This window comes from Coprobacter fastidiosus, assembly GCF_030296935.1.
GTDB lineage: Bacteria > Bacteroidota > Bacteroidia > Bacteroidales > Coprobacteraceae > Coprobacter > Coprobacter fastidiosus.
Map to the genome: position 1 here is coordinate 2,324,813 of NZ_AP028032.1, position 23,554 is coordinate 2,348,366.

At 40.1% G+C, this 23,554-nt stretch carries 13 protein-coding genes and 2 tRNA genes; 4 read left to right on the forward strand and 11 right to left on the reverse strand.

The features are described from left to right. Positions 1–41 precede the first annotated feature (41 nt). The 5 genes from QUE35_RS09210 to mnmC2 form a co-directional block, all read right to left on the reverse strand. Positions 42–2,696: a zinc-dependent metalloprotease gene (locus QUE35_RS09210; RefSeq protein WP_022600086.1), complete on the reverse strand. Its 2,655-nt coding sequence runs from the start codon at positions 2,694–2,696 to the stop codon at positions 42–44. 365 nt (positions 2,697–3,061) lie between these two features. After that, entirely contained in the window at positions 3,062–5,407 is a 2,346-nt protein-coding gene (gene topA, locus QUE35_RS09215; protein WP_022600088.1) for a type I DNA topoisomerase, read from the reverse strand. A gap of 378 nt (positions 5,408–5,785) precedes the next feature. Further along, the gene (locus QUE35_RS09220; RefSeq protein ID WP_022600090.1) at positions 5,786–7,522 is read right to left on the reverse strand and encodes a TonB-dependent receptor; all 1,737 of its coding nucleotides are present in this window, start codon (positions 7,520–7,522) and stop codon (positions 5,786–5,788) included. 20 nt (positions 7,523–7,542) lie between these two features. Next, positions 7,543–10,542, reverse strand: a complete 3,000-nt coding sequence (locus tag QUE35_RS09225) for a tetratricopeptide repeat protein (RefSeq protein WP_022600092.1) — start codon at positions 10,540–10,542, stop codon at positions 7,543–7,545. 115 nt (positions 10,543–10,657) lie between these two features. After that, the gene (gene mnmC2 / locus QUE35_RS09230; RefSeq protein ID WP_022600094.1) at positions 10,658–11,326 is read right to left on the reverse strand and encodes a tRNA (5-methylaminomethyl-2-thiouridine)(34)-methyltransferase MnmC2; all 669 of its coding nucleotides are present in this window, start codon (positions 11,324–11,326) and stop codon (positions 10,658–10,660) included. A gap of 81 nt (positions 11,327–11,407) precedes the next feature. Here mnmC2 and QUE35_RS09235 point away from each other — a divergent pair, with 81 nt between their 5' ends. Next, positions 11,408–13,801 (forward strand): TonB-dependent receptor, encoded by a 2,394-nt coding sequence (locus QUE35_RS09235; RefSeq protein ID WP_022600096.1) that lies wholly within the window; start codon positions 11,408–11,410, stop codon positions 13,799–13,801. A 38-nt stretch (positions 13,802–13,839) separates the two neighbouring features. Here the strand turns inward: QUE35_RS09235 and QUE35_RS09240 are convergent, their stop codons facing one another. From QUE35_RS09240 to mutS, 3 genes are read right to left on the reverse strand one after another with little or no spacing between them, the layout of a single operon-like run. Continuing rightward, complete coding sequence (locus QUE35_RS09240) at positions 13,840–14,733, reverse strand: TIGR01777 family oxidoreductase (protein WP_022600098.1); 894 nt, start codon at positions 14,731–14,733, stop codon at positions 13,840–13,842. Positions 14,734–14,783: 50 nt separating this feature from the next. After that, positions 14,784–16,046 carry a peptidase U32 family protein gene (locus QUE35_RS09245; RefSeq protein WP_022600100.1) on the reverse strand — a complete coding sequence of 421 codons (1,263 nt, stop codon included), beginning with the start codon at positions 16,044–16,046 and terminating at the stop codon, positions 14,784–14,786. 13 nt (positions 16,047–16,059) lie between these two features. Continuing rightward, a complete protein-coding gene (gene mutS / locus QUE35_RS09250) occupies positions 16,060–18,663 on the reverse strand; it encodes a DNA mismatch repair protein MutS (protein WP_022600102.1) in 2,604 nt (867 codons plus the stop codon). Positions 18,664–18,961: 298 nt separating this feature from the next. Between mutS and QUE35_RS09255 the strand changes: the two genes are divergently transcribed. Beyond that, positions 18,962–19,801 (forward strand): O-fucosyltransferase family protein, encoded by an 840-nt coding sequence (locus QUE35_RS09255; RefSeq protein WP_022600106.1) that lies wholly within the window; start codon positions 18,962–18,964, stop codon positions 19,799–19,801. Between the two features lie 74 nt (positions 19,802–19,875). Here QUE35_RS09255 and QUE35_RS09260 read toward each other — a convergent pair whose 3' ends face one another. From QUE35_RS09260 to QUE35_RS09270, 3 genes are all read right to left on the reverse strand, one after another. After that, positions 19,876–20,403, reverse strand: coding sequence for an NUDIX domain-containing protein (locus tag QUE35_RS09260; RefSeq protein ID WP_022600108.1), 528 nt, complete (start codon positions 20,401–20,403; stop codon positions 19,876–19,878). 11 nt (positions 20,404–20,414) lie between these two features. After that, positions 20,415–22,109: a S41 family peptidase gene (locus QUE35_RS09265; RefSeq protein ID WP_022600110.1), complete on the reverse strand. Its 1,695-nt coding sequence runs from the start codon at positions 22,107–22,109 to the stop codon at positions 20,415–20,417. A gap of 71 nt (positions 22,110–22,180) precedes the next feature. After that, positions 22,181–23,161, reverse strand: a complete 981-nt coding sequence (locus QUE35_RS09270) for an adenosine kinase (protein WP_031258187.1) — start codon at positions 23,159–23,161, stop codon at positions 22,181–22,183. Between the two features lie 170 nt (positions 23,162–23,331). On the opposite strand from QUE35_RS09270, the gene QUE35_RS09275 reads away from it, so the two are divergent. After that, a tRNA-Asn gene (locus tag QUE35_RS09275) sits at positions 23,332–23,405 on the forward strand. Between the two features lie 31 nt (positions 23,406–23,436). Next, positions 23,437–23,510 (forward strand) — tRNA-Asn (locus QUE35_RS09280). Positions 23,511–23,554 lie beyond the last annotated feature (44 nt).

The window sequence follows — 23,554 nt, forward strand, 5'->3', positions numbered from 1 at the left end:
AAATTAAGGATAAGCAATTTATAAAAAGTCCGGTACGGATATTATTTGTTTAATCCTAAACCGGTATTGATACGTAATAAAACGTCTGTATAATGATAACGGGCGGCCAAATCGGATGTTGTATTTACTCGTTTTTGTAACAGTTCTCTTACTCTGAGCAATTCTCCTCGTTTTACAGATACGGCGTCAGAAGTACGATTCGATTGTCCGCTGTAAAAGTTTACATTACGGGCAGACCGTTCTTCGTCTCCTTCAAAATGTTGTCCGCAGCAAGGTAATACAAGATCTTGTAATCCAGTTCCGACCAGTTTTGGAGCGCTTTTGGTCGTTGCTTCTTCTTGGGCGGCGACTAAAAGCGCATCGATAAAGCCTTTTTGTAGCGCTCTCATATTTGCATCGGGAATTCCTCCTCTTTCTGTAATACCGAATATATGCTTGTGCATCATGTCCAGCATTTCGATAGCGGTGAAAGCTTTTTTCCCGTTCTGTTTCTCGTTTTCTATCATGCGGATAATCCGGTTATTGGTGAGCAAGTCCCAGAAAATATATCCGTGCATGTTTTTTAATGTGTATGAAGGAGAGTTTTCGATAGCTCCCATCATCGAATTTTGTATCGGAAATGTATATTTGTTTATATCCGCATTCAATAGCCAATCGGGACTGGTCAATACCTCATCTAATAAGAACTGTAATGCTTCTTTCTGGCGATCTTTTTCGACAAAAGCGTAAGTTTCTTGTCCGTCTCCGATAGCCGTATTTTCAAGATACATGCCACCTACGTTAGAAAGTACGTGATAAGTATAGAGATTCCATTGTCCGATTATCGCATTGTATAATCTTCCGGCATCGGTATAAGTTTGCCCTTTTTCTCCGGTGGTTGTCCATTCGATGATATGCGGCATGATTCTTTTAATATTTGCCATCCCGTAACGGGCTGCTTTTACGTTATCATCTCCGAGATCTTCTATCATGGCTCGCGGATCGGTTGCATCACGCATTGATTGGGCGTCGGCAAATCGATATAACGGTCCGGTATGTTTGCTCAAAAATTCGTAAACGGCATCTTTCTCTTGATCGGGAGACTCAATATCTCTCCAACGGTATCCGAATTCTATAGCGAATATATCATACGGGCCGATATGCGGAGCGAATTCAGTAATTCCGTCTCCGGGTTGCGCTACGTAATTATAGCGTGCATAATCCATGATAGACGATGCCGTAGATTTCATTTTGTTTGTAAATGTTTTGGAGCGTAATGAATCTGTCGGATAAGCTGCCGAAGCGATCATATTGTGGCGTAAACCCAAAGAATGTCCGATTTCGTGACAGGCTACAAAACGCATGGCATCTCCCATGAGACTATCCGGTAATAGACATTGTTGTGCAGCCGGATTAACAGCTCCGGTTTGAATGGTAATCCAATTTTTAAGTATAGAAATGACATTGTGCCACCAGATAACATCGGCTTCGATGATTTCTCCTGAACGGGGATCGTATATCGAAGGACCCATGGCATTCGACTCTGCCGAAGCGACATAATTGATAACAGAATAATTAATGTCATCTTCGTCGGCAGCAACACTATCCGGAAGTTGTTTGGCAATTATAGCATTTTTAAATCCTGCTTTTTCAAAAGCTACTTGCCAGTCTTCTACTCCTTGTTTTATATATTTTCTCCATTGTACGGGAGTCGTTTTGTCGATATAAAAGACTATCGGCTTTTGCGGTTCGACCAGTTCTCCTCTAAGATAGGCTTCCTTGTCTTCGGGTTTCGGTTCGAGCCGCCAACGGGTAATTAATTTTCGAGAATCCAGTTTTTGTTGTTTATCGCTGAAAAAGAGTTGAGGAACATAGAAGTATCCTACTCGGGGAGTCGTATAACGTCCTATCATCGGTTTTTCCGGTAACAACACAATCGAGGAGCTGACTTCTGCAGTCAGATTATTTACTTTGTTGAACTCTTTTTCATGGGTCGTCAATTCGGATATGACAACTACATTATTTTCGAATGCCTTGGTTTTGACAATTCTTGAAAGATTCTTATCTATTGAAGAATTGACATTCAAATTCGGAAAAAATCTGTTGATAGGAGATTCTCCATTGTAAATATCATTAATTTTGATTACAAACGCAGTTGTGTCTTTATTGTATGCTTCTATTTTGAAACTTGTCATTAACGGTGAGATGTAATTTTCATCGACCGATTTACCGATGGCATCGCCTTCCGGATATTGAGGTTTGGGCTGCATTTCCCGAACAACGATTTTATTTTCGTCCTTATTCCATTCAAAACGTACTAACTCGGTTTGGTAATTGATTCCTTTATTTATTCCCGATCCGTTGATGACAGCCGGAACTTTTGTCAGCTTATTGACAATCAGCATATCCCGGTTAAGTAGCTTTGCCGGAATCTCGAAATAGTAATCGTTTTTCTTTTTATGAATGCGGAACATCCCTTCTTGGGTAATAGTTTCCGGCCCGACGATTTTTTCATAATCATTTTTTGATTTTGTAGAGTCTTTGGCCGCTACGGTTTCATCCTTTTTAGATTTACGGGATTTTTTATTCTTTTTCTTGAATATGTTTAGTTGTAATTCTTCTTGTTGAATCGTATTGTTTACAGGCAATTCTCCGGCATAGCAGACACCGATAAAAGAGAACATTATTCCCCACAAGATAAACTTGCTTTTCTTCATATGAGTTAAATGTTTAAGTTAATTTCTTGTTTTACAGTTTGATGCGACGGTTTATTATTTAATTGAGTTTCTGTCGAGTTTATTATCCTGTATTTTTGTAAACCTAGCATTTTCAATCCTTTTCAAAAAGCAAAGGTATATATTGTTTTTTTATTTGCAAGCAGTTGTCTCTATTTTTATGCATTTTCAATCAAAAATGATGTGCTTAAAACGTTTTTTATGACAAAAACTTACAGAAAATTGTGTTTTTATGACAAAAAACAGACACATTTGAAAATGGCACATGTTGTGAGTTGTCGGTTTGTATATATAAAAACGGTACTACCAAAGATAGCACCGTTTTTACGAGTTAGTTCTTTATGCTTTTATTTTGCTGATTTTTTGCTTGTTGTACGTTTTTTTGTTGCTGGTTTTTCTTCACTCTCTTTTATAATTTGCAAACAGGCTTCCAATGAGAGAGATGCCGGTTCGCTTCCTTTGGGAATTTTATAATTTTTCTTTTTATATGCTATGTATGCTCCGTAGCGGCCGTTCAGTATTTCCAGATCGGGCTCTTCCGTGAAACTTTTGATTAGTCTTTGGCTTTCTTGTTCCCGTTTTTGATGGATAATGTCGATAGCTTCTTCTAATGTCACGGAAAGAGGCTCGTAAGTTTTTGGTAAAGAAACATATTTGTTATCGTGCCGGATATAAGGTCCGAATTTTCCGATACCGACAGTTACGGGTTTATCTTCGAAGTTTCCTAATGTTCGGGGCAGATCGAAAAGCCTGAGTGCTTCGTCCAGTGTAATGGAACTCATCGATTGCCCTTTTAATAAGGAGGCGAATAACGGTTTTTCTTCGTCTTCCGGCGTTCCGATTTGTACCAATGGTCCGAATCTTCCTATTTTGACCGATACCGGACGACCGCTTTTAGGATCAGTTCCCAATATCCGTTCTCCTACCTTATGCTCCATTCGGAGTGATTTTGCTTCTTCTACAACCGGGTGAAATAATTTGTAGAAATTATCGATTGCATTCGTCCATTCCAATTTACCTTCGGCTATATGGTCGAATTTTTCTTCGACGTTTGCCGTAAAATTATAGTTCAAAATATCCGGGAAAAATTCGGTGAGAAAATCAGTTACGACTATCCCGATATCGGTAGGGAGTAGTTTAGCCTTTTCTGTTCCGGTGATTTCAGTCTTGGTTTTGTCTGTAATCTGATTATTTTTCAGGGTCAGAATATTATATGATCTTTCTTTTCCTTCCCGGTCGCCTTTTTCAATGTACTCACGTTGTTGTATCGTCGATATTGTCGGGGCGTATGTTGAAGGCCGTCCTATTCCTAATTCTTCTAACTTCCGCACCAGACTCGCTTCGGTATAACGTGCCGGGCGTTGGGTAAAACGTTCTGTCGCCTCGATCTCGGATATTGTAAGGTTTTCGTTTATGTGGATAGGCGGCAGCATCTTGCTGTTGTTTTCTGTATCCGATTCTTCATCCTGAGATTCGAGGTAAACGCGCAAGAATCCGTCGAATTTTAAAACTTCACCGATAGCTACAAATTTTTCGGCTCTGTTCGAGATTTTTATGGTTGCTGTCGTTTTTTCCAATTCGGCATCACTCATTTGAGAGGCTATGGTACGTTTCCATATCAATTCATATAGACGTCGTTCTTGGGAAGGGGCATCGATCTCATGATTATTGATGTAAGTCGGACGAATAGCTTCGTGGGCTTCTTGCGCTCCTTTCGACTTGGTATGATAGTTTCTTATTTTCAGGTACTTTTCACCTAACGTAGAGATAATCTCATCTTTTGCCGTATTGATTGCCAAACTGGACAAATTCATCGAATCGGTACGCATATAGGTAATGAACCCTGATTCGTAAAGACGTTGTGCAACCAACATCGTTTGAGATACCGAGAAACCGAGTTTACGGGCTGCTTCTTGTTGTAAAGTAGATGTCGTAAACGGTGCGGCAGGTGATTTATGTACCGGCTTTACGGCAATATCTTCGATTGAAAAATTTGCATTTTTGCATTGTTCGAGAAAGGCCAGAGCCTCTTCTTTTGTTTTGAAACGCTTGTTCAGTTCTGCATTTAGTTCGACAGGAACATTCTTTTCTCCCGGAATTAAAAAGGTCGCAATAACCCGGTATGCGGCTTCAGGAACGAAATTCTGTATTTCTCTTTCCCGTTCTACGATAAGACGGACAGCAACCGATTGTACTCGGCCGGCCGACAGTGCAGGCTTTACTTTTTTCCATAATACAGGAGAGAGCTCAAACCCGACGATTCGGTCAAGAACTCTTCGTGCTTGTTGTGCATCTACGCGATCCAGATCTATGCTTCTTGGATGTTCGATAGCGTTCAGTATCGCACTTTTCGTAATTTCGTGAAATACGATTCGTTTCGTATTTTCCGGTTTCAATTTCAATACTTCATATAAGTGCCATGCTATAGCTTCTCCTTCCCGGTCTTCATCGGATGCCAACCAAACGGTTTCAGCTTTTGCGGCCTCTTCTTTTAATGTTTCTACCAACTTTTTCTTGTCGGCAGGTATTTCGTATATAGGAGTATAATTGTGTTCTATATCAATACTGAAATCTTTTTTCTTCAAATCGCGGATATGTCCGTAACTTGAGAGCACCTTGAAATCTTTTCCTAAGAATTTTTCAATGGTTTTCGCTTTTGCTGGAGATTCGACTATTACTAAATTTTTTTGCATATAGCAGTTTTTATTTTCTACTCTTGAGAGTTTGTTTCTTATTTATAACTGTTTTTTGAGGCACTTGTTTTCTTTTTCTCAGACTTATAGTGCCGTTTTTGTTTCTGAAATAATGAGAATAGGCTGAAAATTTATTCGGTGTTATTTCAGATGAAATCGGACAAATTTCAAGTGTGCGGCAAAATTAGAAAAAAAACTGATTGAATTTCAGAACTTTTGCTGTTAAAAATTTTTATGATTATCAAAAACAAGGCCGTAAATAGAGTTTTTTCTTTGTGAAATATTCTATTTACCGCCTTTGTGATTTGCCTTTAAAGAGAGGTAATATTTGCAAATTTGTTTATTCTGTCTCTGTTTTTACAGCCTTTTATATCTATATTAGAAGCATACCCCTACTCCTGCCATGATATTGAAACGTTGTGCCGGCATTCCGTAGTACAGGTTGTAATGTTGTGCGAATATGTTATTGGCTTGTACCAATAAGTGAACACTGTCGTTGAAGCGATAGGTTGCTCCTAAATTGACATTGAAAATATTTTTCATTTTTCCGAAAGAGAAAAAATCTGCATCCGGTTTCATATCTGTCTCTATGGTATTCCGGTATTCACGCCCGTTTGCTAAATAAATATCCAGGTCAAAGGCCAGATGTTTTGTTGCATTTACATCAAGACCCAGATTCCACTCGTTTACCGGAAGAGCTGTGCGTATCTTTCCTTTTCCATGTCGGTAATGCCATTCATTATGAGCCCAGTTGATCTGTGCCTTTACCCGATCTTTGTATTTGTAGTTTATATCGAATCCGACTTTCCAAGCATAGGCATCCATTGCGAAAAATGAAATGACATCTCGTGAAAGTACTCCGTCGTAGGCGATCAAAGTCCGGTAATCGAATAATGCATCTGTCGTTGTTTTTATTCCGGTGTATAAGTTTACATTAAAATTCGCCAGATAATTTGTTCTGAGTCCGAATGTCCAATCTGCCGGAGTGTAAGAATTTGTTGCCGGACGGGACGGGTCGGCATATATGCTCCGTACGGACATTTTGTTCATCGTGTTGAGCTCTTTGCCTCCTTCAAGAGATGTAAACAAGAAGAATGATTTTTCGAACTCCCACTCCAGATTCAAATCCGGAGCGAAGCGGAAAGTCGTACCGTCATTGAATGAAATATCTACATTAAGCCCTGCTCTGAATTTCAGATTGTTTTTGGTAATATTGAAATTCGGATTTAGACGAATAACGGTATAGTTATATTGATCTTGACTGTAAATCAGGTTATCCATTCCTACTCCTAACCCGATAGCGTAATATTTGCCGAACGGTGCACTGAGGTTAAAACGAGTCTCTATATGGTTTTCTGTCAGTCCGTTTTTGTCCTCGTAAAGAAACCCGAGCCTGCTTTTATATCCGTTGTATCCTACCGATAAGTCATAATTCAGTTTTTCGTTGTCTTTGGATTCTATCCCCGTATGCAGAGAATATTGTTGCACGCGTTGTTGGTTTGTCATTTTGAATGTTTTCATACTTTCGGGAATAATATCCATTATTTCGGGGATAAGAGGCATTCCGTAATAATTGAAAGCATTGCTGCGGTATGCCCCCCCTATTTTCCATGACAATTTTTCGAAAGTATGTTTATAACTTAAATTCAAAATGTTGTCATTTCTTCGTTGAGTCACTTTTTTATCGTTTTCCAGATATTTTAGCTTTCCGTTTGTCGAACTGTGTTGATACCATACTCCTAACTGGTCGGTTTCACTGTCGAATATTCTGAATCCGGCATTGGCTGCGGCATTTAAATAGTTCCCCATTGCCAAATTTATATAGCTTTGTTTCGGATTGACGGCCGGTTGCATTCCGAAATTTCCGGAAGGGAGTATTTGCAGTATAGGCCCTGTAGTCATCGGTACAGCCCAATCCGAATAACGGATAGACGGTTTGGTGACTACGGGATTATCTATTTCGGGTAACGTGTTTATTTTGGAGGCGTCGTTTACGATTGGGGTAAATTCTTTCTCTATCGTTACTTCCCTTTTCAGGGATTCTTCTTTATTTTCTTGAGCCGAAGCAATACTGCAAGTCGACAGTAGTGCTACAAATACATACATCTTTTTCATAGGCTTTCTGTTTTACGAAGTTATTTACCTATTTGTTTCAATCGGTTTTCTATCATGTTTTGAATATCATCTTGAGCATTGTAATTGTTTTGAAGGCTCAAAAGGTATTGTTTTGCTTGGAAATTTTCTTTTTTGGCAATATTTATGTCCGCCAATAAAATAAATGCCCGGGCAAGCCAATATTGATGAGAAGTTCCTGCTTCGATGAAAAGGTTTATCTCTTTTTCGGCATCGGCACTTTTTTGTCGGTCGAAATAGTATTGGGCTAACCGATAGGCTGCTTCAGCTCCTTGGGAGGTACGGGTATCCCGGGAGAGAATTTTCCATTCTTCGGCCGCTTTATCGATGTTTCCTGTCGAAACAAGAGCGTTAGCCTTTTCATATCGGGCCTCGGACATCCATTCCGGAGAGAGATTCGGGTCTTCTAAAAGTTTATTGGCTATGGCTATTATTTCTTCGTTCTGTTTCAGTTCTTTTGCCATTCGCAATATACCGAGTCTTGCCGTGAGGCGGTTCTCTTTTCCTGTCGCTTTTATTTCGAGTACTTTATATGTATTCAGGGCGGTCGGATATTCTTTGCGGATAACCTGTATGTCGGACAGTTTGACCAATGTTTCTTCTGCTAACGGAGAATCCGGTTGTTGCAGCACTTTTTGAAGTTCGGCTTCGGCTTCGTCGTATTTTTTCTGATCATAATAGAAACTTCCTAAATAATAGTGTGCCGGAATCAGAAATGCTCCTTCAGGATAAGTCTGAATATATTTTATCAGTCCGTCTGCCGAAGAATTTGTAGGAGCTTTTAAAAACGCCCTTTCTGCCGCTAAGAAAGCTAATGAGTCGAGTTCGGAAACTTCATATTTCACTGCCCCTCCGAGAGATTCTAAATAAGAAGCGTAAGCTGCAATATCATTTTGGTCGAGATAAACCGCCTTCAAGTCATCGATAGCTACTTTAGCCTCATCGCTTCCGGGATAATTCCCTATGACTTGTTTATAAGCGGCAATCGATTTTTCCGGTTGGTTGCTATTGAAATATGCGATACCTAATTGTATGCCGGCTTTGCGGGCGGGTACTGTTTGGGGAAATTCCCGTATCAGTTTCTCAAAGACCGATACTGCCCGGTCGTTTTGTTGTATCGCCGTGTAGGTAAGCCCTTGTTCTAATAAAGCGTCATCAATGTATTCCGAGTGCGGATAGTCTTGTAAAAGATTCTGAAGTATAGATATTTTCTCATTATATTTTCTTTGGAGTCCCGCCATTATTCCTTTCTGGTAAAGCGCATAGTCTCCGGTCGTCGGAGCAATTTCTCTTGCTTTGGCATAACTCTCTTCTGCTTGTGCAAATTGCCTTGCAGAGTAGAAACAATCTCCGATTCTGTTCCATGCATCGGCTATCATGTTTGTTGCCGAACTCTCTTTCGAGGAATTGACATATTGTTGGAAACTGTTTCGGGCAGAGACGAAATCGTGCTGTTTGAAATATGCATACCCGAGATTATAACGAGCTAAAGGATCGATGTTTTTGTTTGAAGAAAGGTATTGGCGATAATTGGCTGCCGCATCGGCGAATTTCCCTTCGCGGTAGTCGCATTCTCCTTTCCACAGATATGCTTGTGAGCGGGCATTTGCATCATAATTGCCCAATTGAATCGCACTCGAAAAATATTTTCGGGCTTCAGAAAGATTATTGTTCGTGAAACTTTCTGTACCAAGCCGGAAAAGAATGCGCTGTTTTGCTTTCATAATTTTATCGGTGGGCCTTTTGATTTTGTTGATAGAGTTCAATGCCGCGCCATAATTGCGGGATGTCATATAAACATCGACCAGATAATCATTAATTGCGTCTGCATATCTTGAAGAGGGAAATAGATTCAGAAATTTCTCGAAAACAGTTACCGATTCTCCAAAAGGAGATACTGTGCTCTCGTGAATATTCAAGGCATAGTTGTATAATGCCGTTTCTTGTACCTGACGGTCGAAATCATATCGTGAAGCTATGTCGAAGGCAAGTCGCGCATTCGTTTTATCTCCGGTTTTGAGATAACTTTGTCCTAAATAGAGATATGCGTTTTGCATTAAAGCGTCATTACCTGTCGTTGTCTGTTTCAGATATTCGATGGCAGACGGGTAATTCCCTGATTTGAAATATGCAATGCCTAATAAATATAAACTTTCGCGTAGCGGATCTTTTGTGTTCGTTACATAACGGTTCAGATATTGGATAGCGTTATCGTTATCTCCTTCATAGTAATAGCTTTCTCCGACAATGCGGTTTATCTCGGAGTTGAATTCATGATCGGGATATTCGGATAATAATTGTAGCCCTTCTTGTATAACTTGACCGTATTGTTGATCATTAAGAGCTATTTGGGCTAAATAGTATTTTGCATTAGCTCCGAACTCCGGGTTGCTTTTTACTTGAGAAAAGCCGGCTTTTGCTCCGTTGTACTGTTTGCCGGTGTAATCGATATAGGCGTTGTAGTATATCGATGCTTCCCGGTATTTTTTCCCTACCGAACTAAGTGCGGAAAAATAAGGTTTTGCTTTTTCTGTATTTCCGCTTTTTAGTTGTGATAATCCGGCTCTGAAAAGGTACTCCTCCTGATCTTCGGGAGATAATCGCTCCATATCTACTAAAGCGTATTGGCGATTGGCCTTTTCGTATTTCCGGTCGAATAGGTAAAGATTCCCGATCAGCATCCGGGCTTTGGGGATATCGGAGGACCAACCGTATTGTTCTATGAATTTTTCCAAGAGCTTTAAGGCTTGCGGACTCCGGTTGGCATAGGACGATACGGCAATCATATAGTCGGCTTCCTGATTCAGTTTCGTGTCTTTACTGAGTGTCTTGAAATGGGTCAATAAATCGATGCATCCGTTATAATTGTGTACCTGAAACATTTTCTTCCCTTTCGCAAAAATGATATAAGGCGTTTCACTTCGGTAAGACACTTGTCCCTGAACGGAATACAGGGATAAACTTAAACAGAACAATAAAGTATATAATAAACTCCGTTTCATGTCGATTTACGTTTTGTATAGATTGTGTTTGCTTTATCAAACAAAAATAAAAAAACTTTATGGTTGCTGTCTTAACTTCTTATTTATTAACTTTATTTTTTCAATCATTTGTATTTTATGGTTTTATGGCCCTCAATATTTCCCGTTTCCCCGCCGGTGGACCTTGCAGCCTTTCCACGATGAGTCCTGCTCTTTGTAACCGTCTTCTTACCTCGCCTTTTGCACAATAAGTTGTGAGTATTCCTTGGGATTTCATCGATCGGCTTATTTTTTCGAATATCTCTTCGCTCCATAAATTCGGCTGTTTTTCTGGAGCGAAAGCATCGTAATATATCAAATCGAAAGATTGGTCGGGTAAAATTATTTGTTCCAGATCTTCCTTTATTTTGTGTAGAGTGAAGTTCGGTGTTATTTCGATCGGTTTATTCCATTCTGCCAGATGTATTGTTTCGAAAAGCGTTGCATGTTCCGGAGCGATCGTGTCTTGATATTTGAGGCTGTTTGCCTGTTCTGCTGTCAGAGGATAGAGTTCTATTGTGTGATAAACGGTTTTTCTTTGAAACTTTTCACACTCGAGTAATGTGAGAAAAGCGTTTAGCCCTGTTCCGAACCCTGCTTCGAAAATTGTCAAAGGATCGGCTTTTGAATAGTAGAATCCTGTTTGTATGAATATATGCAACGATTCGGTTAATGCGCCTTTGACGGAATGATAATGTTCATCTATTTCGGGAATATATAGTGTTGCCGATCCGTCTGCCGTTATTTCGATTTGAGGTTGTTTCATATATTTTGGAGCTTTATGAAAAATAGAACTAAATTTGTCCGCATTTCGTTATTTTACACAAAGGTATAAAAACCGGATGTTATGAAAAAGTTCTTTATTTCTCTTCTTTTGATGTGTTTATTCTTTTTTGACGGACAAGCACAGCAAACTTATGCGGTAAAAGGGAGAGTGGTGGATCGGGAGAGCCGAGAGCCGTTGTCTTTTGCATCGGTATCTGTATGGAATTCTACGCAAGGAGTAATGACGGACAGTCTTGGAAATTATGTGATTGAGAATCTTGTTCCGGGAATGTATCGGTTACAGTTTTCTATTGTCGGTTATAGAACCTACGTGACACCGGAGTTTAGGGTTTCATCTCATGATTATCGCATCGATGCGGAGTTGGAAGAGAATCAGGTCGATTTGAAAGAAATCGAGGTGGTCGCATCTCCGTTCAGAAGATCGTTGGAAAGTCCTATTTCCTCCCGAGTGATCGGATTACAGGAGATAGAGAAAAGTCCGGGAGCTAATCGGGATATTTCTAAAGTCGTCAACTCGTTTCCGGGAGTAGCTTCTGCTGTCGGAAACGGATATCGAAATGATTTGTTGGTACGAGGGGGTGGTCCATCGGAAAACCGGTTCTATTTAGATGGGGTGGAAATTCCGAATATAAATCATTTTAGTACACAAGGAGCTTCGGGAGGACCTGTCGGCATTATAGATGCCGATTTTATTAGAGAGGTTAATTTTTATACCGGAGCGTTTCCTGCCAATCGGGGAAATGCGCTCAGTTCGGTATTGGATTTTAAATTGCTCGACGGAAATACGGAAAAACGTACCGTAAAAGCTACAGTAGGAGCATCTGAAGTATCTTTGACATCTAATGGCTATATTACCAAGAATAAAAAAACAACTTATCTGGTATCTGTGCGACAGTCTTATCTGCAACTTCTTTTCAAAGTGCTCGATATGCCGTTTCTTCCCCGTTATACGGATGCTCAGTTTAAAATTAAGACTCGTTTTTCTCAAGCTCATGAGCTGACATGGATAGGATTGGGGGCTATCGATAATATGAAATTAAATACCGATACAGATCCTAAAGATGAGTCTAAACAATATTTATTGAATTATCTTCCGGTAATTAAGCAGCAGACGTACACACTTGGAGCTGTGTATAAACATTATGCCGGCCGGCATACTCAAACGTTGGTATTGAGTCGGAGTTTTATGAATAACAATAACCGAAAATATCTGAATAATGACGAGTCTTCTCACGAAAATCTGACCTTACGTTATAATTCGGATGAAATAGAGAATCATTTCCGTTTTGAGAATCGTTCATTATTTGGAAATTTTAATGTAAATGCCGGTGTGAATTTAGATTATGTGACTTATACAAATCGGACTTTTCAGAAAATTTTTTCGGAGCAGGCGAAAGAGATTCTCTATGAGACAGATTTGAATCTTTTTAAATGGGGCGTTTTTGCAACTGCCGGATATGAGTCTCCGGATGAACGTTTTACGGCTTCTCTCGGTGTCAGGTTTGATGCGAATACATATTCTTCTAAAATGAATAATCCGCTCAAGCAGTTCTCTCCCCGACTTTCCCTTTCGTATAATTTTTTTCCGAATTTTTATCTGAACGGAACAGTCGGGCGCTATTATCAGCTTCCTGCGTATACGACAATGGGTTATAAGGAATTTGGTATATTAGTGAATAAAGCAAACGGATTATTGTATCAACGTTCTGATCAAACTTCACTCGGAGTGGAATATCATTTTGGGAAAAACGCTGAAGCTACAATCGAGGGTTTTTATAAAAAATATAGTCATGCTCCGCTTTCTTTGCAAGATGGCATTCCTTTGGCTTGTAAAGGTGTAGATTATGGCGTTTCCGGGAATGAGGCAGCTGTTTCTACTGCATGCGGAAGGGCTTATGGAGTCGAGTTTATGTTTCGTTGGTTTGGCAGTGGAAAATTTAATTTGTTAACTTCATATACTTATTTCCGCAGTCAGTTTATTCAACCGTCTACAGGGAAATACCTGCCTTCAGCTTGGGATAACAGGCATTTGCTTACTCTATCGGGCACTTATAAATTACCGAAGAATTGGGATATCGGGTTAAAACTTAGGGTTATGGGCGGAGCTCCTTTTACACCGTATGATGAAAATCTCTCTTCTATTGTGTCGGCATGGGATGCTACTGCTCGTCCTTATTATGATTACGGTTTGTATAATACCGGGCGTTTGAAAACGTTTTCTCAAATTGATTTTCGCCTTGATAAATCGTTTTATTTTAAAGGAGTAATGCTCGGTATTTATATCGATCTGCAAAATATCGGAAATTTTAAATATGACAGTCAGCCCGTGTTGGTAAGTACGGGAGTTGTCGATCCGCAAATATACCCTGACGGAAATCAACATTATAAAATGAAATATATCCGGCAACAGAGTGGTACTATATTACCTACGCTGGGACTGACAGTCGAGTTTTAGAGCTTATATGTCGACTCGGATAAAATTTAAACAGTTTTTTAATATTCCAAGACATGGGAGGTTATATCGGACTTTTTTTCACAAAGGCGGTCTAATGCATCACATATATTGGTATATTCGAAAGTGAAACCGTTTTTTTCTAATTTGTAAGGAATGGCATGTTGTCCCTCAGTGAGTAGTACAGATCTTTCTCCTAAGATCGCTCTGAGCAGATATGGCGGAATTGTCCATAATACCGGACGACGAAGCTCTTGCCCGAGGGATTTTGCCCATAGTGCATTGTCTGTAATATCCGGTGCCGAACAATTTAAAACACCTTTCAATTCGGTATGTTCGATGATGAACCTGTAGATGCGTAACAGATCGGTTAACATTATCCAAGGAAAAGCTTGTTTCCCTGATCCTATTTTCCCTCCTAACCCATAACGAAACAAAGACGCTAAAGGCGGGAATATACCACCGTCGGTTGATAATACCGGAGCTAAACGGGTAATGACCAGACGAGTTTGCGGGGTTACTTGTTCTGCTTCTTTTTCCCATTTACGGCAAATGTAAGCTAAGAACGTAGGTGTGTAAACTTCTGCGTTTTCGATATAAGCGCCATCTGACGGATAATAGCCTATTGCAGACGTGGATACGAATAGGGATGGAGGAGTTGGCTGTTCGTTAATTGCCGCAACAAGCTTAGCTGTTGTTTGTATGCGGCTGTTGAAAATCTCTTTTTTATATTCACGAGTCCAACGGCGGTTTAGCGGAGCTCCCGCCAGATTGAATATGCGGTCTGCTCCATTGAGTTTATGAACGAGAAGATCGAATTTACCTGTAATGAAATCTTCTCGAGAAAGGGTTATGATTTCGTCACCGATGCTTTTTAACATGGAGCAAAGGTGTTGTCCTATGAATCCGGATGCTCCGGCTATTATTGTTTTCATACGCTTATATCATTTGGGAAATCCTCGGAATGATATAAGTTTTTCATTCATCAGGATTTCCGGTTTTTTAATTCTGCCGAGTCCACCCATTTAAAAAGTTTGTCGGAAGGTCTTATCTTTTCGTTTAATTGTATAGAAAACCGTTCTCCTTTTACTGTTTTGTTTACTGGTTTAAGATTTACCCTTATCTCTTCGACTTTTGCCGTTATCGCTCCGGTTGTAGGCCCTGTAACCAGAATTTCTTCTCCTACATTCAGAGATGAGGTCTCCATTTGAAATTCGGCTACTCCCAGTTTAGAAAAATATTTGATTCCTTTCCCCAAATATACTTTGACTTTGGTTGCTTCAGAACCATAGTTTTTGCTCCATTCTCCGAGCCGTTGTCCTAAATAGTAGCCATTCCAGAAACCTCTGTTGAAAACAGTGGACAAGCGGTTGTTCCAGTTTTCGATTTTTTCATCGGTGAAACTTCCGGATAAGCAGGCTTCTACCGCTTCCCTGTAACATTCGGTTACGGTGCGGACATATTCTGCTCCTCGGGCACGTCCTTCTATCTTAAAAACTCTAACACCGGAATCGATCATTTTGTTTAAAAAATGGATCGTTTTCAGGTCTTTCGGGGACATGATATATTGATTGTCAATATCCAGTTCTACCTCGCTGTCTTTATCTTTTACCGTATATCCCCTCCGGCATATTTGCATACATGCTCCCCGATTGGCAGAGGCATTCATTTCGTGCAGGCTCAAGTAACATTTTCCCGATACGGCCATACAAAGAGCTCCGTGTGCGAACATTTCGATGCGGATAAGTTTTCCTCCCGGACCTTTGATTTGCTCGTCGCAAATACGTTGATATATGTGAGATACTTGATTCATGTTCAACTCTCGAGCAAGTACGACTACATCTGCGAATTGGGCATAGAATTTCAGAGCTTCAGCATTAGAAATATTGAGCTGTGTCGAAAGATGCACTTCTACACCAATGCTTCGGGCATATGTCATTGCGGCTACATCGCTTGCAATGATCGCCGATATTTCGGCTTCCTTGGCTGCATCGATAATACTTCGCATTAATGTGAGATCTTCATCGTAAATGACCGTGTTGACGGTGAGATAACTTTTCATCTTGTTTTCTCTGCAAATACGGGCGATTTCGTGCAGATCGTGTATTGTGAAATTATTAGATGAGCGGGCTCTCATGTTTAGTCCTTCTATGCCGAAATAAACAGAGTTAGCTCCTCCTTGAATCGCTGCGGTCAGCGATTCATAAGAGCCTACCGGAGCCATTATTTCAAAATCGGTTATGTTCATTTTAATGAGGTATTTATTTTCCGGTGATAATTTTCCGGATATCGTTGAGTTTGTTCAAGGCCTCCATCGGTGTCAGATTGTTGATGTCGATATTTATGATTTCGTCTCTTATCTGACTCAGAACGGGATCGTCGAGCTGGAAAAAACTGAGTTGCATGCCTCCTGCCGCAGCAGGAGTTATTTCCGGCGTCTTTTTAGACACAGTTCCTTGCCGATTATTACTTTCGAGTTGTTTCAGTATATCCCCTGCCCTTTTGACGATACTTTGCGGCATTCCCGCCATTTTGGCCACATGGATACCGAAGCTGTGTTCACTGCCGCCTTTTACCAGCTTTCGGAGAAAAATAACTTTGTTATCTATTTCTTTGACCGAAACATTATAGTTAGCGATTCGTTTGTAGGTCTTCTCCATGTCGTTAAGCTCATGGTAGTGAGTTGCAAAGAGTGTTTTGGCATGAGCTCTCGGATGTTCGTGAATATGCTCTACGATTGCCCATGCGATCGATATTCCGTCATAGGTACTTGTCCCTCGTCCCAATTCATCGAAAAGTACCAGACTGCGGTTAGATATATTGTTTAGAATATCAGCGGCTTCGTTCATTTCTACCATGAATGTAGATTCTCCTAAAGAGATATTATCTGAAGCTCCCACCCGTGTGAATATTTTATCTACGACACCGATATGTGCAGCTTCGGCAGGAACGAAGCATCCGATTTGTGCCAAGATCACAATCAGGGCGGTTTGTCGTAATAGTGCCGATTTACCTGCCATGTTCGGCCCGGTAATCATTATAATTTGTTGTGTATCATTGTTGAGCAATACATTATTCGTTATGTATGATTCTCCCGGCGGCAGTTGTTTTTCGATAACGGGATGTCTGCCTTCTTTGATGTCTATCTCTAAAGAATCGTTTACTTCGGGACGGATATAACGGTTTTCTTTTGCTATTTTTGCAAACGACAGCAAGCAGTCGAGTCGGGCTATTTGCGTGGCATCATGTTGAATGGCAGGTATGTATTCATTCAATGCCAGTATAAGTTCGTTAAATAGCCGGGTTTCGAGAGTTATGATCTTTTCTTCTGCACCTAAGATTTTTTCTTCATACTCTTTTAGTTCTTGAGTAATATAACGTTCGGCATTTACTAAGGTTTGTTTCCGTATCCATTCTTCCGGAACTTTGTCTTTGTGCGTATTGCGAACCTCTATGTAGTAGCCGAATACGTTATTGAAGCTGATTTTCAAACTCGGAATGCCTGTTCGTTCTATTTCTCTCTGTTGGATATGAAGCAGATAATCTTTTCCGGAGTAAGACATTTCTCTCAATTCATCGAGTTCAGTATTTACACCTTTGCAGATAATCCCTCCTCTGTTGACTAACGTCGGAGCATCGGGATTTATCTCTTTCTCGATGCGGTCTCTTATCAGCGAGCAGGGGTTTAATTGTTCTCCGATACTTTGTAGAATAGGTTCTCCTGATCGGATGCAAATATCCCGTATCGGCTCTATTGCCGATAACGCTACCTTGAGCTGTACCACTTCCCGAGGAGAGATACGGCCTACGGCCACTTTGGATATGAGTCGTTCCATATCTCCGATCAGAGAAAGTTGCTGGTCTATTTCTTCTTTTATCTCCGGTTCTTTAAAAAAGTACTCTACAACATCCAACCTTTCGTTTATGGGACGTATATCTTTTAGTGGAAATACAATCCAGCGTTTGAGCATACGTGCGCCCATCGGACTTGTTGTCCGGTCTATGACATCCAATAGGCTTTTACCGCCTTCATTCATCGTATTGAGCAATTCCAGGCTACGGACTGTAAATTTGTCGAGGCGGACATAGCGTTCTTCTTCAATACGAGAAAGAGCCGTTATATGAGAAATTTGTTTATGTTGTGTAATATCGAGATAATAGAGCAATGAACCGGCGGCAATGATCCCGTTCTTTAAAGTATGAACACCAAATCCTTTCAGATTTTTGGTTTCGAAATGTTTTAATAATCGGTCGGTTGCCGCGTCTTCGGTAAAGATCCAATCGTCTAATTCGAACGTGAAAAATCTAGTTCCGAAGTGTTCTTCGAATTGTTTTCGTTTACTGCGCTCGAACAGAACTTCTTTAGGGCCGAAATTGTTGAGCAATTTGTCTATGTAGTCATAATTTCCTTCTGCAGTCAGAAATTCTCCGGTAGAGATGTCAAGGAATGCAATTCCGCAAATATTTTTTCCGAAATGAATGCCTGCCAGAAAATTGTTCTCTTTATGGTTAAGGATGTTGTCATTTATGGATACTCCCGGAGTTACTAATTCCGTAATACCCCTTTTTACCAGTTTTTTTGTCAGTTTGGGGTCTTCGAGTTGCTCACAGATGGCCACTCGTTTACCGGCACGGACGAGCTTGGGCAGATAAGTATCGAGTGCATGATGCGGAAATCCGGCTAATTCTACGTATTGAGCAGAGCCGTTTGCTCTTCGGGTTAATGTGATTCCTAAAATTTCAGATGCAGTTATGGCATCTTCCGAAAAAGTTTCATAAAAGTCTCCTACCCGAAATAACAATATAGCGTCGGGATGTTTTCCTTTCATCTCGATGTATTGCTTCATCAGCGGAGTCTCGACCATTTCTTTTGCCACAGCTTTAACGATTTATCGGTTGTTGTTATGCATTATTCAGACAAGCAAAGATACGGATATATTGTGAAAAAAGAAAGTTCGGAAAAGATCGTTTCTTTTGAGGTTATCGAGAATTTATCTTGGAGTCTGTTTTAATTTTCTGTAAAGTAATCTCTTCATGATTATTTGTGAAATCTTTTTATCCATAAAATTTAAATGGCTGTTTGTTCTATTTGTCAGATTCTGAAATATCTTATATTTTTGCATATACCCTGTTCGGGATGAGATTAATTGAAAGCTATATATAATGAATCAGGAAAATAAAGAGGTCTGTTTGGTTCCCGTCGGAGGTTTGGCGAACCGAATGCGTGCGATTGTTTCGGTTTTGAATGCTTGTCAGAAAGCCGGAGTGAAGTTGAAGATCGTATGGTTTCGTAATCGGGAATTGAATGCTCCTTTTTATTCGTTGTTTAATCCGTTGAGAAGTTTAAATGTTACGGTAAAAGAAGCTGCTCGAATTGATTTTCTCCGTTATTATCGTCCGGTGAAAAAAAATCTATGGCTTTCTAAATATTATCTTCGTTCGCATTTCGATAAGGTATTGAGTATGACGGATTGTATTCCTATCGTGCGGGATGAGCAGAATCTTGTGAATTTGATTTCTGAAACGGAGCGTTTATATATAGAATCTTGTTATGATATGGGAAGTTATCGGAACATAAGAGAGATTATGTCTCCTAATCGAAGGCTGTCCCGTAGAATTGATGATTTTGTTGCTGAACATTTCGGAGAACGTACTATCGGAGTTCATGTTCGCCGAACGGATAATAATAAAGCGATACAGAGCAGTCCTTTGGAACTGTTTATAAAAGCGATCAGGCACGAATTAGAAATAGATGGGAATGTCCGTTTTTTTGTCGCTTCCGATTCGGACGAGGTTAAACATGAACTTTTAGACAGATTCGGAGATCGCATTATTACGGTTTTTGAGAGTTGCGATCGGAATAGCCGACAGGGAATAGAGAACGGATTGACCGATTTGTACTTACTTTCGCGGACATGCAAGATTTATGGTTGTGTCGGAAGCTCTTTTACCGAGGTTGCTGCTTTGATCGGAAATATCGAATTGATCGTGCTGTCGATATAGAATTTTGTTTTGGGAAAGATATATTCCGAAGTTTACCTTCTGCACAGAAAAAAGAGATAAAAACTAATCGTGTTTTATTTCTCTTTCTCTTTGATGATTCTTCGAATCCCTTTTTGTATAGATGTCAGACCGAATTGTGACGGGTCTATCTCGTTTCGGGGTATGAACCATGCTTCGGTTACATCATCTTGCGCTGTAATACCGGATGTTTCTAATACATCGCATTCGAAAAACAAATCCATAGTAGGAACATTCAGTCCTGAATATTTATAAGTATTAGGCAAAGAAAACAGATATCGGGTTGCCGTTACGGTAAGTCCGGTTTCTTCTTTGACCTCCCGTATAACAGCTTCTTCTGCCGTTTCGTTCAAGTCTGTAAATCCTCCGGGCATATCCAATGTCCCTTTTGCCGGATCTTTGGCTCGTCGGCATACGAGAATATCGCCTCTTGTATTGGTTATTACTGCCACAACTGCAGCTTTTGGATTTATGTAATCAATGAAGCCGCAAGTTTCGCAACGTTTCGATTGATTGTTGTTTTCGATGAATTTATTCGATCCGCATACGGGACAAAATCGAAATAATTCTAACGGGTGTGACATTACTTTGGCTTCTATTTTTTAGATTTTAAATTTTGATTTATATTCAGTATTTTGTTATAAGCTGCCTTGTCATTTAATATTTCCAAAGCTTTGTCCAGGTCTTCGTCTTTTCGTAATGATTGACGTATTTCTCCTTTTTGATGATAATATCTTTTTACTATTTCTATAGTAAGCAGTTCTTCTATATCTTTTCGGAAGGTATCGAGATCTTTGTCTAAATTATGGCTCAGCTTGTTTTCAAGAGCTTTAAATTCTTCGGATGCTTCGTCAAGATAGCCTTCGAATTGTGCTACTTTTCGCAATTCGTTGAGTACTTTGTCGCTTTGACGATCATATTTAAAGTCCTTGCTTTTTACAAATTCTTTGAAATCATTATAATCTTCATCTGTCAGTTTAAATTCTCCTATGGGAGCTATTGTCGGATGCTTTGCCGCATATCGGTTGGCATAGTCGAAGATTATCAAATCGTTTACTAAATAGAAACAGATATTTGCTGGATTCTCTTTTTCGACTTCGATATCCGGTTTAATTCCTCCTCCGTCTCTCACAATACGACCGTTAGCTGTTTTAAAGGCTGTGGTCAAACTATCGGGAATGCGTCCTACGCTTCCGTCCGGATTACGGTGCGAATAGTCTATTGCCTGTATTAAACGTCCACTGGGAATATAGTATTTTGCCGTAGTTACTTTTAGTGTCCCGTTGTACGGAAGTGTCCGGGTGGATTGTACTAATCCTTTCCCATAAGTTCGTTCTCCTACGATGACTGCCCTATCGAGATCTTGTAGTGCTCCCGATACGATTTCAGATGCAGAAGCCGAACCGCTGTTCACCAATACGACAAGCGGTATTTCCGTATCGATGGGCTCTTGAGTAGTTTTGTAGGTTCTGTCCCATTGTTTTATTTTTCCACGAGTGGAGAGAACTTCTTTTCCTTTGGGAACAAAATAGTTGACGATCTGTACAGCTTCCTCCAGAATTCCTCCGGGATTTCCTCTCAAATCGAGTACCAAAGATTCTATTTGTTGATTCTTTTTAAGATCTAACAGTGCATCTTTTACTTCTCCGGCAGCCTTGTCCGTAAAGTTAGAAAGATATATATATCCGGTTTTATCTCCGACAATTCCATAATAAGGAACAGCATTCATCTGGATCTTTTTCCGGGTGATTTCTTTAGTAATAGGTTCTTTGACATCAGGGCGTTCGACAGTTACTATGACAACCGTGTTTGCAGTGCCTTTAAGCATTTCACTGACTTTGTCCGATTTTAATCCGTGAGTGGGAGTTCCGTCAATTTTTATTATTTTGTCTCCCGGTTTCAGTCCTGCTATTTGTGCCGGCATACCTTCATAAGGCTCGGATATATAAGTGTCGCTGTCACGATAAACGATTAGCGAGCCTATACCGCCGTATTCTCCGGTCGTCATAAACCGGAAATCTTCTTTTTCGGATTCGGGGATATAGTTGGTATAAGGATCGAGACTTCCTAACATGCTGTTTATTCCTTTGGTAATTACCTTTTCCGAGTTTATCGTATCGACATAAAACATATTCAGCTCTTTCATTAAAGCATTGAATATTTCCAGGTTTTTGGCAATGTCGAAGTTTTTTTTGTCCGGAGTGAATGACCCGAACAAAATTATTGCTGATAAACAGACTGCCGGAATGCCGGCTTTATTTAAAATCGTTCGTTTGTTAAAACGTATCATTTTTATCTCGATTATAATTATTTTGTTTTAAAGCCTATATTAAACAGGCTCTAAGGTAGAAAAACTCTTTTCTATTTTCTTAAAATTTCTCCGACTTTTAACTTTATTTCATCCCAACGCTTATCATCCATGCCAGTCCCGATGACTTCTATAACATTTCCGGAAAGAATCGATCCGATTTTTCCGGCTGTTTCAAGTGGCAGATTCATAGATAGTGCATAAAGAAATCCTGCGGCATACAGGTCTCCGGCACCTGTCGAATCGATACATTTCGCTTTAGTCGCTTTTACTTCGGTATAATAGTCGCCCTGTTGTATTATAGACCCGTGTGAACCGCATTTTACTACTGCAATGTCGCATTCCCGGGATAAGATCGCCACGGCTTCTTTAGCTTCGTATCCGGTATAGGCATAGGCTTCTTCTTCGTTTGCAAAAGCGATATCGATATATTCCCGGATCAGTTCTTGGAAAAAGTCGTGATTTTCTCTGATGACATTGTAGCTTGCCATATCCAAAGAAATTCTCAGTCCGGCTTCTTTAGCCAATTGAACGGCACGGCGGATTAGGTGCGGATCTTGTACCAGATATCCCTCTATTTGCAGGAGATCATATCCGTTGAACATTTGAGGAGAAAGTTCTTCTGCCGTAAGAGTTGCTGCTGCTCCGAGATAAGTTCCGAAAGTGCGTTCTCCATCGGGAGTGATTAAAGTCATAGCGCATCCTGAGGCAATATCTCCTTCGATAAGGTGGGTTTGTATTCCGTGATTTTCGAGAGCTTTACGATAGAATTTCCCATAACTGTCATGGCCGATTTTTCCTATAAAACCGGTTTCTATCCCCATACGAGTAAGCCCGGATAATGTATTGGCGGTAGATCCTCCGCTTGCCATGAATGTGTCGAAGTCCTCGAACATTGCCATTATTTTCAATAACTTATCTTCATCGATCAGTTGCATTCCTCCTTTTAGAAGTCCCATCTCTTGGATACATTCGTCAGAGTTCAGAATTGCTAATACGTCTGTCAGGGCATTTCCCAGTCCTATTACTCTCATTTGTCTGTTTTTGTCGTGCCTTTTCCGGCCGGCACAATGTTTGATCTTCCGATTTATTACTGTCTGTAAAAACGGGTATTTTATGTGAATGAAAAATTTTTCTGCAAATATATTGCATAATTGGAAATAACACATTACTTTTGCACTGCATTTTTAAGGGAATGTAATCTTCTTCAGTAGCTCAGTCGGTTAGAGCATCTGACTGTTAATCAGAGGGTCGTAGGTTCAAGTCCTACCTGAAGAGCTCTTTTTCTTTAAAGATTATATATTGTTATTCTTCAGTAGCTCAGTCGGTTAGAGCATCTGACTGTTAATCAGAGGGTCGTAGGTTCAAGTCCTACCTGAAGAGCGAAAAGTCGGTACATATCATACCGGCTTTTTTTATTTTCTTTT

What these genes read in the sequence shown, in the direction of transcription:
- topA (WP_022600088.1), bottom strand. Translation starts at nt 5,407, where the DNA reads ATGCAAAAAAATTTAGTAATAGTCGAATCTCCAGCAAAAGCGAAAACC.
- QUE35_RS09235 (WP_022600096.1), top strand. Translation starts at nt 11,408, where the DNA reads ATGAAAAAGTTCTTTATTTCTCTTCTTTTGATGTGTTTATTCTTTTTT.
- QUE35_RS09210 (WP_022600086.1), bottom strand. Translation starts at nt 2,696, where the DNA reads ATGAAGAAAAGCAAGTTTATCTTGTGGGGAATAATGTTCTCTTTTATC.
- QUE35_RS09270 (WP_031258187.1), bottom strand. Translation starts at nt 23,161, where the DNA reads ATGAGAGTAATAGGACTGGGAAATGCCCTGACAGACGTATTAGCAATT.
- QUE35_RS09240 (WP_022600098.1), bottom strand. Translation starts at nt 14,733, where the DNA reads ATGAAAACAATAATAGCCGGAGCATCCGGATTCATAGGACAACACCTT.
- QUE35_RS09245 (WP_022600100.1), bottom strand. Translation starts at nt 16,046, where the DNA reads ATGAACATAACCGATTTTGAAATAATGGCTCCGGTAGGCTCTTATGAA.
- QUE35_RS09260 (WP_022600108.1), bottom strand. Translation starts at nt 20,403, where the DNA reads ATGTCACACCCGTTAGAATTATTTCGATTTTGTCCCGTATGCGGATCG.
- QUE35_RS09255 (WP_022600106.1), top strand. Translation starts at nt 18,962, where the DNA reads ATGAATCAGGAAAATAAAGAGGTCTGTTTGGTTCCCGTCGGAGGTTTG.
- QUE35_RS09265 (WP_022600110.1), bottom strand. Translation starts at nt 22,109, where the DNA reads ATGATACGTTTTAACAAACGAACGATTTTAAATAAAGCCGGCATTCCG.
- mutS (WP_022600102.1), bottom strand. Translation starts at nt 18,663, where the DNA reads ATGGTCGAGACTCCGCTGATGAAGCAATACATCGAGATGAAAGGAAAA.
- QUE35_RS09225 (WP_022600092.1), bottom strand. Translation starts at nt 10,542, where the DNA reads ATGAAACGGAGTTTATTATATACTTTATTGTTCTGTTTAAGTTTATCC.
- mnmC2 (WP_022600094.1), bottom strand. Translation starts at nt 11,326, where the DNA reads ATGAAACAACCTCAAATCGAAATAACGGCAGACGGATCGGCAACACTA.
- QUE35_RS09220 (WP_022600090.1), bottom strand. Translation starts at nt 7,522, where the DNA reads ATGAAAAAGATGTATGTATTTGTAGCACTACTGTCGACTTGCAGTATT.